General features: G+C 65.2%; 12 protein-coding genes. 7 read left to right on the top strand and 5 right to left on the bottom strand.

What is annotated here, in order from left to right; all coding sequences use genetic code 11:
* Window positions 1-14: 14 nt before the first annotated feature.
* On the bottom strand, window positions 15-890 hold the full coding sequence (locus KZJ38_RS19895) for a pirin family protein (RefSeq protein WP_219797868.1): 876 nt from the start codon (window positions 888-890) through the stop codon (window positions 15-17).
* Between the two features lie 160 nt (window positions 891-1050).
* On the opposite strand from KZJ38_RS19895, the gene KZJ38_RS19890 reads away from it, so the two are divergent.
* The gene (locus KZJ38_RS19890; protein WP_219797867.1) at window positions 1051-1938 is read left to right on the top strand and encodes an EamA family transporter; all 888 of its coding nucleotides are present in this window, start codon (window positions 1051-1053) and stop codon (window positions 1936-1938) included.
* Window positions 1939-1961: 23 nt separating this feature from the next.
* On the opposite strand, the gene KZJ38_RS19885 is transcribed toward KZJ38_RS19890, so the two are convergent.
* Window positions 1962-3569 (bottom strand): N-acetylmuramoyl-L-alanine amidase, encoded by a 1608-nt coding sequence (locus KZJ38_RS19885; protein ID WP_219797866.1) that lies wholly within the window; start codon window positions 3567-3569, stop codon window positions 1962-1964.
* Window positions 3551-4114 (bottom strand): tRNA (adenosine(37)-N6)-threonylcarbamoyltransferase complex ATPase subunit type 1 TsaE, encoded by a 564-nt coding sequence (gene tsaE / locus KZJ38_RS19880; protein ID WP_219797865.1) that lies wholly within the window; start codon window positions 4112-4114, stop codon window positions 3551-3553. Before tsaE ends, KZJ38_RS19885 begins: the two co-directional genes overlap by 19 nt.
* A 263-nt stretch (window positions 4115-4377) precedes the next feature.
* On the opposite strand from tsaE, the gene queG reads away from it, so the two are divergent.
* The 3 genes from queG (at window position 4378) to xerD (ending at window position 7133) form a co-directional block, all read left to right on the top strand.
* Window positions 4378-5601: a tRNA epoxyqueuosine(34) reductase QueG gene (gene queG / locus KZJ38_RS37030; protein ID WP_425518371.1), complete on the top strand. Its 1224-nt coding sequence runs from the start codon at window positions 4378-4380 to the stop codon at window positions 5599-5601.
* A 120-nt stretch (window positions 5602-5721) separates the two neighbouring features.
* Window positions 5722-6192 (top strand): methylated-DNA--[protein]-cysteine S-methyltransferase, encoded by a 471-nt coding sequence (locus tag KZJ38_RS19865; RefSeq protein ID WP_219797864.1) that lies wholly within the window; start codon window positions 5722-5724, stop codon window positions 6190-6192.
* Complete coding sequence (gene xerD / locus KZJ38_RS19860; protein ID WP_219797863.1) at window positions 6189-7133, top strand: site-specific tyrosine recombinase XerD; 945 nt, start codon at window positions 6189-6191, stop codon at window positions 7131-7133. Before KZJ38_RS19865 ends, xerD begins: the two co-directional genes overlap by 4 nt.
* Window positions 7134-7352: 219 nt before the next feature.
* Here xerD and KZJ38_RS19855 read toward each other — a convergent pair whose 3' ends face one another.
* The gene (locus KZJ38_RS19855; protein ID WP_425518262.1) at window positions 7353-9155 is read right to left on the bottom strand and encodes a class I adenylate-forming enzyme family protein; all 1803 of its coding nucleotides are present in this window, start codon (window positions 9153-9155) and stop codon (window positions 7353-7355) included.
* A 142-nt stretch (window positions 9156-9297) separates the two neighbouring features.
* Between KZJ38_RS19855 and ybaK the strand changes: the two genes are divergently transcribed.
* Complete coding sequence (gene ybaK / locus KZJ38_RS19850; protein ID WP_219797862.1) at window positions 9298-9789, top strand: Cys-tRNA(Pro) deacylase; 492 nt, start codon at window positions 9298-9300, stop codon at window positions 9787-9789.
* Between the two features lie 243 nt (window positions 9790-10032).
* A complete protein-coding gene (gene plsY, locus KZJ38_RS19845) occupies window positions 10033-10683 on the top strand; it encodes a glycerol-3-phosphate 1-O-acyltransferase PlsY (protein ID WP_219797861.1) in 651 nt (216 codons plus the stop codon).
* Window positions 10684-10841: 158 nt separating this feature from the next.
* Here plsY and KZJ38_RS19840 read toward each other — a convergent pair whose 3' ends face one another.
* Window positions 10842-11327 carry a YajQ family cyclic di-GMP-binding protein gene (locus KZJ38_RS19840; protein ID WP_219797860.1) on the bottom strand — a complete coding sequence of 162 codons (486 nt, stop codon included), beginning with the start codon at window positions 11325-11327 and terminating at the stop codon, window positions 10842-10844.
* 290 nt (window positions 11328-11617) lie between these two features.
* Here KZJ38_RS19840 and murB point away from each other — a divergent pair, with 290 nt between their 5' ends.
* Window positions 11618-12697: a UDP-N-acetylmuramate dehydrogenase gene (gene murB / locus KZJ38_RS19835; protein ID WP_219797859.1), complete on the top strand. Its 1080-nt coding sequence runs from the start codon at window positions 11618-11620 to the stop codon at window positions 12695-12697.
* Window positions 12698-12753: the final 56 nt, after the last annotated feature.

The following is a 12753-nucleotide window of genomic DNA, read 5'->3' as shown; positions in this document are numbered from 1 at the left end:
GCACTCATTTGCGCTCATTTTCGTTCCGGTAGCGGAATCCATTCGGTTTCGCCCGGCACCTGGCCCATTTGCTGATTCGTCCACGCCTCTTTCGCGCGTTCTATCTTGTCGCGCGAGCTCGCGACGAAATTCCATTCGATAAAGCGCTCGCCTTCGAGCTTTTCACCGCCGAGCAGCATGACCGTTGCGCCGTCGCGGCTCGCGAGCGTCACCGTTTCGCCGGGCGTCAGCACGGCCATCTGCTCGGGCTCGAGCGGCGTGCCATCGATCGACAGATCGCCTTCGACCAGATAGACGCCGCGTTCTTCGTGCTCGGGCTCGAGCGCAAGCGCGCTACCCGATGCGAATCGCGCGGCGACATACAGCGTGCCCGAAAACGTATGGGCGGGCGCGGTATGGCCGAATGCGGTGCCGGCGATCACGCGCAGCGTGACGCCGTTGCGTTCGAACTCCGGCAGCGTATGCGCCGCGTGATGCTCGAACGACGGCGCGCAGTCTTCATCGGCGAGCGGCAGCGCGACCCAGGTCTGGATGCCGTGCACGCGCGAGCCGCGCGCGCGGTCTTCGTCGGGCGTGCGTTCCGAATGAACTATGCCGGCGCCGGCCGTCATCCAGTTGACGTCGCCTGGCACGATCTTCTGTTCTGAGCCGATGCTGTCGCGATGCATGATCGCGCCGTCGAACAGATAGGTGACGGTGGCGAGTCCGATATGCGGATGCGGGCGCACGTCGATGCCGGTGCCGGCCGCCAGCGTAGCCGGGCCCATGTGATCGAAGAAGATGAACGGGCCGACGAGGCGCGCGGCCATCGCGGGCAGCACGCGCCGGACAACGAGGTTGCCGATATCGCGCAAGTGAGGCTTCAGAACCGCTTTGATCGATGAGGACATGGTGACGGAAGTTCAGTCAGTGGGGCGGGATGCCCATTCTACTGCCCGAAGGTTGCTTCACGCTGGCATCCTGCGCACGGGCCGGCCGCTCGCGACGCATCGCCCGCTTCGGTAAACTCTGATGTTTTCGCCAACGCAGGATAAAACCGGAGACGCGCGAATGGCGCCGAAAGACCTGTTGCTCGCGCTCGTTGTGGTGGTGGTGTGGGGCGTCAACTTCGTGCTGATCAAGGTGGGCCTGCATGGCGTGCCGCCGATGCTGCTCGGCGTGCTGCGTTTCACGTTTGCCGCGGTTCCGGCGGTATTTTTCGTGAGACGCCCTCGTATCCCATGGTTCTGGCTCGTCGCGTACGGTGCGACGATTTCGCTGGGCCAGTTCGCGTTCCTGTTTTCGGCGATGTATGTCGGCATGCCGGCCGGCCTCGCGTCGCTCGTGCTGCAGGCGCAGGCGTTTTTCACGCTGCTGTTCGCGGCGCTGTTTCTGCATGAGCGGTTTCGCGCGCACAACATCGCGGGTCTCGTGATCGCGGCAGGCGGTCTCGCGGTGATCGGCATGCAAGGCGGTCGTGCCATGACGCTCGCCGGTTTCATCCTCACCTTGTGTGCCGCGGTGATGTGGGCGCTCGGCAATATCGTCACGAAGAAGGTGGGGAAGATCGACCTTGTCGCGCTCGTCGTATGGGGAAGCCTGATTCCGCCGGTGCCGTTTCTGTTGTTGTCGTACTGGCTCGAAGGACCGCAGCGGATCGTCGCCGCGCTGTCGAACATCAGTGTGAATTCGCTGCTGGCAGTTGCCTATCTCGCGTATCTCGCGACGCTGCTTGGTTATGGTTTGTGGAGCCGCTTGCTGTCGCGTCATCCGGCAAGCCAGGTCGTGCCGTTTTCGCTGCTCGTGCCGATCGTCGGGCTTGCGTCCGCGGCGATGCTACTTGGCGAACGTCTGTCGACTGCGGAGATCGCCGGCGCAGCCGTCGTGATGGTGGGGCTCGCGGTGAATGTGTTCGGCGGGTGGGTGATCCGGCGACTCGCGCCGCTTCGTTCACAGTAAAGGCGGCGTGTGCCGCCTTGTGCTTACGTCATCCGGCTCTTCGCCAGCGGAGGGTTGGCTGCGAAATAGCGCTTGATGCCGCTCATGATCGCGCTTGCCATGCGGTCGCGATACGCGTCGTCGTTCAGGCGCCGCTCTTCGTCCGGGTTGCTGATAAACGCGGTCTCGACGAGGATCGACGGAATATCGGGCGCCTTCAGCACCGCAAACCCCGCTTGCTCGACCGAGCCCTTGTGCAGCTTGTTGACCTCGCCGACTTCCTTCAGCACGAAGTTGCCGTAGCGCAGCGAGTCGCGAATCTGCGCCGTGGTCGACATATCGAACAGCGCGCGGTTCACCGCCGCGTCGGTCGACTTGATATTGATGCCGCCGATCTGATCCGACGAGTTCTCCTTGTTCGCCATCCAGCGTGCCGCGGCGCTTGACGCACCGTGCTCCGACAGCGCGAATACCGACGAGCCGTGCGCTTCGGGCGTCGTAAACGCGTCGGCGTGGATCGATACGAAGAGGTCCGCGCCGACGCGCCGCGCTTTCTGCACGCGCACGTTGAGCGGCACGAAGAAGTCCTGGTCGCGCGTCATCATCGCGCGCATGTTCGGTTGCGCATCGATCTTTGCGCGCAGCTTCTTCGCGATATCGAGCGCGACGTGCTTCTCGTACGTGCCGCCGCCGCCGATCGCGCCCGGGTCTTCGCCGCCATGGCCGGGGTCGATCGCGACCGTTAGCAGACGGACCGTGTTGCTCTTGCCCTTCGGCGTGGTGAACGTGTAGGTGTCGTCGGTGTTGTTGTCGCTATCCGCGCCGTTGTCGTCGTTGCGCGCGAGCGCCGATGGCGGCTGCGCCGGTTTTGCGGGCGCGTGCGGTGCGGGAGTCGGCGTCGGGTTGAGGCGGGCCTGCGCTTGCGTTTGAGCTTGCGCGCGCGGCGTGAGTGGCGTGAGCGGTGTACCCGGTGCGGCGGCCGGACCCGAAGGCGCGGTCGCGTCGTTCTGCGCGTACTTCTGGAAGAACGCATCGCTGTTATCCGCTGACGCGGGCGGCGACGACGGACCGTTGAGCGTCGCATTCGGCGCCGCGCTTTGCTCCTGCAGACGCTGTTCCTTGCGCTCGGTCTGCGCGAGCAGGTCCATCAGCGGGTCCGGCGCGACAGCCGGATACAGGTCGAACACGAGCCGGTACTTGTACGAACCGACTGGCGTCAGCGTAAAGACTTGCGGCTTCACCGAACCCTTGAGGTCGAACACCATCCGCACCACGTGCGGCTGGTATTGCCCGACGCGCACCGATTGAATCTGCGGATCGTTCGGCGCGATCTTCGAGACGAGATCTTTCAGCGCTTGGTCGAGGTCGAGCCCGTTCAGGTCGACGACGAGCCGGTCCGGGCCCTGCAGCAACTGCTGGCTTGTCTGCAACGGCTGGTCGGATTCGATCGTCACGCGCGTGTAGTCGCGCGCGGGCCAGACGCGCACGCCGAGCACCGAGCTTGCCCACGCGAGGCGCGGCACCGATACCGAGAGACCCAGTACGAGGGTCGATGCGCCGGCGCGCAGAATCTGGCGGCGCCGCCAGTTGTGCGAAGCCGTGGCGGCCGATTCGATCGAGCGGAACGGTTTGATCAACATCTTTCGAGACATGCTTTTCCTGATTCGCTATACGCCAGGGCGGTCAACCTGCGTCCCTCTCCCTCCACTTCGAGCGAGAAGACGAGATCCGGCACACCGAGCACAGTGCCCGCGCGCTGCGGCCATTCGACGAGACAGACCGCGCCGCTGTCGAAATATTCGCGAAAGCCCGCATCGGCCCATTCGGCCGGATCGTTGAAACGGTACAGATCGAAGTGATAGACCGCGAGTTCCCGGTCAGGTCCCTTGCCGGGCAGCTCAACCGTATAAGGCTCGACGAGCGTATAGGTCGGGCTGCGTACACGGCCGGTGTGACCGAGTGCGCGCAGCGTGGCGCGCACGAGCGTGGTCTTGCCGGCGCCGAGGTCGCCGATCAGCTGCACCTGCAAACCCTTGAACGCGTGCCCGCTTGTGCGCTGTTCGCCGCGCACGGCTTCGAGCGCTCGCGCGAATCGTTCGCCGAACGCCGCGGTCGCGGCTTCGTCCGCGAGCATCGTGGTGCGCTCGAGCAGGACGCTGGCAGAAGGCGGTGTCGCGTGATCGGGTTGAACGGGCATTCTCGTAAAATGACGTGATGGACCGAAGCCAGCAGCATCCCGTTTCCGGCACGCCCGACTCCACCGGCGGCCCGCGCGCTACACATCGCCCGCTACATCATCAGTTCGATGCAGCCGATGAAGCCGCGCTGGCTGCGCTCGCGTCGCGCATCAAGACGTGGGGACGCGAGCTGGGTTTCGGCGAGGTGGGTATCAGCGATACGAACCTCGCGGATGCCGAAGCGGGCCTCGCGGCATGGCTTCACGCGGGCTGGCACGGCGAGATGGATTATATGGCCAAACATGGGATGAAACGTGCACGGCCTGCCGAGCTTGTGGCCGGCACGCTACGCGTGATTACCGCGCGCATGGCCTATTTGCCCGCTGATTTGCCGACTCATTTGCCCGATTCGATAGATGCCGGAAAGGGGGATGAAAGCGCGGACGCCGGGGAGGTCGCGCGTGGTGCTGACGATCGTGGGCGTGGCGAACAGCCCGGCGAGGCGGCCGGTGCAAAGGGCGGCGAGCGGAGTAGCGACCAGGCCGGTGACGCGGCCGGTGCGCGGGGCGCCGAGCGGAGCAGTGAAGCGGCCGGCACAGCGCATGCGACGCTAAGCGGCAAACAGCGCGCAGCCGAGCCGGGCGAGCCTGACTGGCGCAGTCGCGAGGTCGCACGCCTCGCGGATCCGTCCGCAGCCGTCGTGTCGATTTACGCGCGCGGCCGCGATTATCACAAGGTGATGCGCAATCGTCTGCAGCAGCTCGCGGAACGTATCGAAGCCGAAATCGGTCCGTATGGGTTTCGTGTGTTTACCGATTCGGCGCCCGTGCTCGAAGTCGAACTCGCGCAGAAAGCGGGTGTCGGCTGGCGCGGCAAGCATACGCTGCTGCTTCAGCGCGACGCCGGGTCGCTGTTTTTCCTCGGCGAGATCTACATCGATCTGCCGCTGCCGACCGACGCGCAAAGCGCGCCCGAGCGTGCGCCGCAAACCGCGGGCGCGCATTGCGGCCACTGCACGCGCTGCATCGATGCGTGCCCGACGGGGGCGATCGTCGGTCCGTACAAGGTCGATGCGCGGCGCTGCATCTCGTATCTGACGATCGAACTGAAGGGCAGTATTCCCCGGGATTTGCGGCCGCTGATCGGCAATCGTGTCTACGGATGCGACGACTGCCAGCTCGTGTGTCCGTGGAACAAATTCGCGAAGGCCGCGCCGGTCGCGGACTTCGATGTGCGGCACGGGCTCGACCGTGCATCGTTGACCGAACTGTTCAGCTGGAGCGCGGAAGACTTCGATACGCGCATGCAAGGCAGCGCGATTCGACGGATCGGCTACGAATGCTGGCTGCGCAATCTCGCTGTCGGCATGGGCAATGCGTTGCGCGCGGACCGGGCCACGCTCGCGCCGCGGGTGCGTTTGGAAATTGTCGATGCGCTGCGCGGCCGCGCCGACGATCCTTCGGCGCTCGTGCGCGAACATGTGCAATGGGCGCTGGAGGCGGCGTAGAGTGCTGGCATCGGTGGGTGGAATAGCTGGAACGCGTGTGGGTTGCGCGCTGCGTGTTGCGTGCCGTTGTGCGCGTGTGACGCAGACAACGGCGACTGCTTTAGGGAGGAAACGTTCATCATGTACAACGCAGTGATCGAGGCGCCGTTCGGCAAGATCGGCATTCGCGTGGACGGCGCGAAGGTGTGCGAGATCGTCTACCTGCCGGATTCCGTGCCAAGCGTCGCGCCTGATACGGCGCTGGCGAAGGAAACGGTCAGGCAGATCGAACGCTATCTCGAACACGCATCGGCGACGTTCGACCTGCCGCTTGCCACGCCCGGCACCGCGTTTCAGCGGCGTGTCTGGCAAGGCATCAGCGCGATTCCGCCCGGCGTCGTGTTGACCTACGGACAGCTTGCGAAAGAGATCGGCAGCGTGCCGCGCGCGGTCGGCCAGGCATGCGGATCGAATCCGCTGCCGATCGTCGTGCCATGCCATCGCGTGGTCGCATCGGGCGGTATCGGCGGCTTTGCGCATCATGGCGGCGATGGCTTTTATCGCACGGTCAAGCGCTGGCTGCTGGCGCACGAAGGCGCGAGTTACGCATGAGCGACGCTGTTACCACCGATGCCACCGGCGCGCCCGTTGCGTCGCCTCTGTTCCAGTCGAGCAGCGCGTCGATCGATGCGTTCTGCGACGCGCTGTGGCTCGAACATGGCCTCTCGCGCAACACGCTCGATGCTTATCGGCGCGATCTGCGGTTATTTGCCGAATGGCTTGCGTCGACGCGCAATGCGTCGCTCGACACGGCCGGCGAGCCCGACCTCACCGCTTATAGCGCGGTGCGCCAGAAGGACAAATCCACTTCCGCGAACCGGCGTCTGTCGGTTTTTCGGCGCTATTACGCATGGGCCGTGCGCGAACATCGCGCGGCCGCCGACCCGACACTGCGCATCCGCTCGGCCAAACAGCCGCCGCGTTTTCCGTCGACGCTGACCGAAGCGCAGGTCGAGGCGCTGCTCGGCGCGCCCGATATCGATACGCCGCTCGGGCTTCGCGACCGGACGATGCTCGAGCTGATGTACGCGAGCGGTTTGCGTGTGACCGAACTCGTCACGTTGAAGACGGTCGAGGTTGGACTCAACGAGGGCGTCGTGCGGGTGCTGGGCAAGGGCGCGAAGGAGCGCCTGATTCCGTTCGGCGAAGAGGCGCATGGCTGGATCGAGCGGTATTTGCGCGAGGCGCGGCCTGCGCTGCTGGGCGCGCGTTCCGCCGATGCGCTGTTCGTTACCGCGCGCGCGGAAGGCATGACGCGCCAGCAGTTCTGGAACATCATCAAGCGCCATGCGGCTGCGGCCGGCGTGCATGCACCGCTGTCGCCGCACACGTTGCGGCACGCGTTCGCGACGCATCTGCTGAATCACGGTGCGGACTTGCGCGTCGTGCAGCTGCTGCTCGGGCATACGGATATTTCGACGACGCAGATTTATACGCACGTCGCGCGCGAGCGGTTGAGGTCGCTGCATGCGGCGCATCATCCGCGGGGGTGAGGCGGGCGAGGCGTTAAGCGCGGGTGAGGCGGTGAGTGCGGGTGAGCGCGGGTGAGTGCGGGTGAGGCGGTGAATGCGGATGAGTGTGGCAAACGCGGCAAGCACGGCAAGGGCTGTGTTGGCGCTGCGGTCTCGTAGCATCGCGGGGCTGATTGCCCGTCGCGGCGCTGTCGTAACCGGCGACTGATGCCTGCTGCGCGAGCTTGCTCCAGCCAGTCCTTACGCAAGCTCGCGCAGCTTGTGCTTCAGTATCTTGCCCGTCGACGCCGCCGGCATCGCGTGGAGCAGCTTCACTTCGGCCGGCCGCTTGTACGGCGCAAGCCGCGTTCCGCACCATTCGATCAGTTGCTCCGGCCATACGCGCGCGCCGGCCGCGAGTTCGACGAACGCGATCACTTCCTCGTTGCCGTCGGCCGCCGGACGGCCGATCACTGCCGATTGAACGACATCCGGGTGCGCGTTCAGCACCTGCTCGACTTCCGCCGGATACACGTTAAAGCCCGAGCGGATGATCAACTCCTTGCTGCGCCCGACGATATGCATTGCGCCGTCCGGATCCTGCCGCCCGAGGTCGCCGGTTTTGAGCCAGCCGTCGTCGGTGATGGCGGCGCGCGTCAGGGCGGCGTCGCGATAGTAGCCGAGCATCACATTTGGGCCACGCACCCATAGCTCGCCGACCGCGCCGTTTGCGACGTCCATGCCATCGGACGACATCACGCGCACGGCGATGCCGGGGATCGGCGGACCGACCGAGCAATCGGCGCGTGGTGCATCGAGCAACGTTTGCGCGACGGTCGGGCTTGTCTCCGTCAACCCGTAGCCGTTGTGCAGCGCGACTCCGTACAGGTTTTCGACGCGCGCTTTTAGCGCCGCGTCGAGCGGCGAGCCGCCCGAGTACGCAAAGCGCAAGCGCGGCGCACGCCAGGGCAGACGTTGCGTGTGCAGGTAGTCGAGCAGTTTTGCGTGCATCGCGGGCACGCCCTGGAAGATCGAGATGCACTCTTCGGCAAGCGCGTGGTGGACGGCTTGCGGCGCGAAACGAGGCGCAAGCCGCAAGCTTGCGCCCGCATACAGGCTGCCGAGGCACACCGACGCGAGCCCGTACACATGCGACACCGGCAGCACCGTGTAGACCACGTCGTCGGGACCGACGCGCCGCAACGTGCTCGACATCGCCGCGATAAACAGCAGATTGCGATGCGACAGCATCACGCCCTTTGGCGCGCCGGTTGTGCCGGTGGTGTAGATCAGCGCGGCGCACTGGCGGTCGGCCGCGGTTTCCAAAGGTTCGGCCGATGCGGATGCGTCGACGGTGAACGACCACGCGCCGATATCCGTTGCGAGTGCCGATGCGCGCCGCGCACCGCGGCGCTGCGCATGCCGCTCGGCATCAGGTGATGTTCCCGTTGCAAATGCTGCGACGCGCGGCTTCGCGTGGTCGACGATCGCATCGAGTTCCGCCGGCGCGAGCCGTGCGTTGCAAAGCAGCGCCCAGGCATCGAGTTGCGCCGCGGCGAAGAGCAGCACGATTTGCGCGACGCAGTTTTCTGCGACGATCATCACGCGGTCGCCGCCGCGTACGCCCAGCTCGCGCAGGCGCATCGCTGTTTCGTTCGTGGCCGCGGCCAGTTGCGTATAGGTGAGGCAACGCTCATCTTCGATCAGCGCGAGATGCTCAGGGTCGCGCGCGGCGCCGCGCGCCGGAATGTCGGCGATGCGCGCGGGCAGCGATGCGAGGAGCGTCGCGGCATCGATGGCCACGTTCGCGGGAGCTTGCGGCTCGGTGCTCGGTTCCGATGCGGATGGCGGGTACGGCGAATGACTCAAGGCATATCTCCATGGCGGCAAGGCGGTAAAGCGGCGAGACGGTGCGGCGGTAATACGGCGACATGCGGTGCTGGCATGCGGCAGTGGCATGTGGCGGCGGCATGCGGCGGTCACATGAGGCGCTGGCACGAGCCGGTGCGAACCGCCATGCAAGGCCGGCAACGCATCGAGGCGGCTCACACCAGCTACACGCATCCGCGATGCATCGCTCCGGACAACGTCTCTTCATCAATCCACCGACGAATCGCGGAAAATCGTGCCACAGGCGCAAAGCCCGCACAATCCTGGCCATTCGGCAGATGGCGCGCCACCGCTGACCGACATTACAATCCCCCGAATGAGCAAATCCAGACACGTGTCCGAGACGCCCGCGACGCAGTTCCTGCGCCGCCACGGCGTCGAATTCGGCGAGCATCCGTATGACTACATCGAGCATGGCGGTACCGAAGAATCGGCGCGTCAGCTTGGCGTCGATGAGCATCACGTCGTGAAGACGCTCGTCATGGAAGACGAGCATGCAAAGCCGCTCATCGTGCTAATGCACGGCGACCGCACCGTATCGACGAAAAACCTCGCGCGGCAGATCGGCGCGAAGCGCGTCGAGCCATGCAAGCCCGATGTCGCGAACCGGCATTCGGGGTACCTGATTGGCGGTACGTCGCCGTTCGGCACGCGCAAGACGATGCCGGTCTACGTGGAATCGTCCATTCTGGAATTGGAGCGGATATGGATCAATGGTGGACGGCGCGGATTTCTCGTCAGTATCGAGCCGTCCGTGCTGACCGGCTTGCTTCGCGCGCAGCCGGTGCAGTGCGCGAGCGTCGACTGAGCGCAGCAGGCAAGGCGTGGGTGTTCCGACACACGCAGACCGGCGCTGACAGCTTCGGTAGAATGTGCGCCGTCGCGAATGCGGGGCGTCGCAGCGGAAGTCCGCGCGATGCTCGGGCGTCGTTGCTGAGGAATTGCCTGGCAGCAGCGAGAAGCAACTGCGAGGCAACTGAGTAGCTGCCAGGAAGCGGCGCATAGTGGAAGCGCCTGCATCGCGCTTTTTGATTTCTATATGAGTTTCGACATGGAAAACCTGATTGTCGCCGTCGTGGCCTATCTGATCGGCTCGGTGTCGTTTGCCGTGATCGTGAGCGCGGCGATGGGGCTCGCCGATCCGCGTTCGTATGGGTCGGGAAATCCCGGCGCGACCAATGTGCTGCGCACGGGCAACAAGAAGGCCGCGGTGCTGACGCTGATCGGCGATGCGTTCAAGGGCTGGGTGGCTGTGTGGCTTGCCGGCTATCTGGGCCCGCGCTTCGGCCTCGACGAAACGGCGATCGCGATTGCCGCGATTGCCGTATTTCTGGGCCACCTCTACCCGGTATTCTTCCGCTTCAAGGGCGGCAAAGGCGTGGCGACCGCGGCCGGCGTGCTGCTCGCGATCAACCCGATACTCGGCGTCGCGACGCTTCTGACCTGGCTCATCGTCGCGTTCTTCACGCGATACTCGTCGCTCGCGGCCATTTGCGCGGCTGTCTTCGCGCCGCTATTCGACGGCTTTCTGTTCGGTGCGAACGTGATTGCGCTTGCGGTTGTCGCGATGAGCGCGCTGCTGGTCTGGCGTCACCGTGGGAACATCGCGAAGCTTGTGGCTGGGAAGGAAAGCCGCATCGGCGACAAGAAGAAGGAGGCGGCGGGCGGAGCAGCCGGCGGCACGGGGCCGCGCAAACCGTAAGCACTAAGCGGCGATTTTGAAGCCGCGGCTGTGAAGCCGGGCTGTGAAGCCGGGCTATGACGCCGGGCTGTGAAGCCGGGCTGTGAAGCCGGGGCGCTGAGTCGTGACCGCGTAGCCGCGATATCAAAGCCGCGAGAGCCCCACCTGGCTTCGCGCGCTCAATCCCGGAAGTTGTTGAAGTCGAGCGGCGTATCCGTCACGTCCTTGCGCAGCATGGCAATCACGCTTTGCAGATCGTCGCGCTTGGTGCCGGTCACGCGCACCGCGTCGCCCTGAATGCTCGCCTGGACCTTGATCTTGCTGTCTTTCACGAGCCTCACGATTTTCTTCGCAAGGTCGCCCGATACGCCTTTCTTGATCGTGACGACCTGCTTGACCTTGTCCCCGCCGATCTTCTCGATCTTGCCGTAATCGAGGAAACGCACGTCGACATTGCGCTTGGCCATTTTGCCGAGCAGCACGTCCTTGACCTGGCCGAGCTTGAACTCGTCGTCGGCATACGCGGTCAGCTCGCGTTCCTTCTGCTCGACGCGGGCATCGGATCCCTTGAAGTCGAAGCGCGTCGAAATTTCCTTGTTCGACTGCTCGATCGCATTCTTCACCTCAACCATGTTGGCTTCGCAGACGACGTCGAACGATGGCATCTTTTTCTCCCATAGTGCCGCGGTGCCCCCATGCCGCCCACCGGGCGCGCGCGATGCACTCGCTATAATCACGAATCGATGTCATTTTACCGACGCCTCTTCGTTTGCCCAAGTTTGCTCGATGTTTATACGTTGCTGGTACGGCTTTTCGTATCGCTTCTCCTGCTGGCCAGCCCCGGCGCGGGGTTCACGACGAGGCGGTCCTGACCTGCTACGACGCGCCTGAGACTTACCTGAACCCCGCCCGCCGATACCGAAATAAGTTCGACGCCTTGCCGATCCCCGACCCGATGTCTGAAACCGCCTCCGTCCCGCTTATCGCCGACTATCCGCTGCGCGCGCACAACACCTTCGGCTTCGACGTGCGTGCGCAACTGGCATGCCGGATCGAACGCGAAGACCAGTTGCTCGCCGCGGTGCGCGACCCGCGCGCGGCCGGACTGCCGCGGCTCGTGCTGGGCGGCGGCAGCAATATCGTGCTGACGCGCGATTTCGCCGGGCTTGTGCTGCTGATCGCGCTGCGCGGCCGGCGCGTCCTGCGTGAAGACGCCGACGCGTGGTTCGTCGAGGCGGCGGCCGGCGAGAACTGGCATGAGTTCGTCGCATGGACGCTCGCGCACGGTTTGCCCGGTCTTGAGAATCTCGCACTGATTCCGGGCACGGTCGGCGCGGCGCCGATCCAGAACATCGGCGCATACGGGCTCGAAATGTCCGAGCGCTTCGCCTCGTTGCGCGCCGTCGATCTCGCGTCCGGCGGGATTGTAGACATGGACGCAAGCGCGTGCCGGTTCGGCTATCGCGACAGCTTTTTCAAGCGGGAAGGGCGCGACCGCTTTGTGATCACGTCGGTCACGTTCAGGCTGCCGAAGGGTTGGACGCCGCGTGCCGGCTATGCGGATGTCGCGCGCGAACTGGCCGCACGCCGGAACGGCGGCGGCAACGCCAATACAAACGCCGACGCGGCCACGACTGCCGACGCGCCCAGCGCTCAGGCGATTTTCGATGCGGTCGTCAGCGTGCGCCGCGCGAAGCTGCCCGACCCGCTGGCACTCGGCAATGCCGGCAGCTTCTTCAAGAATCCCGTGGTGGACGCGGCGCAGTTCAATGCGCTGCTGGAGCGGGAGCCGGGCGTGATCTCGTATCCGCAGTCCGATGGGCGCATGAAGCTGGCCGCTGGCTGGCTGATCGACCGTTGCGGGTGGAAGGGGCGCGCGCTGGGCGCGGCGGCGGTTCACGACCGGCAGGCGCTGGTGCTCGTCAACCGCGGCGGCGCGACCGGTGCCGACGTGCTTGCGCTTGCGACGGCGATTCAGCGTGACGTCGCGGCACGCTTTGGTGTCGAGCTCGAGCCGGAGCCGATCTTTCTTTGAGGGTGGCGGGTGCGGAATGCGCTCAAACGCGCTGCGTCGCGCTCAGACGAGCTTGC

The organism is Paraburkholderia edwinii (assembly GCF_019428685.1).
In the GTDB taxonomy this organism is placed as follows: Bacteria; Pseudomonadota; Gammaproteobacteria; order Burkholderiales; family Burkholderiaceae; genus Paraburkholderia; species Paraburkholderia edwinii.
This window is presented reverse-complemented; position numbering and strand designations above follow the sequence as displayed.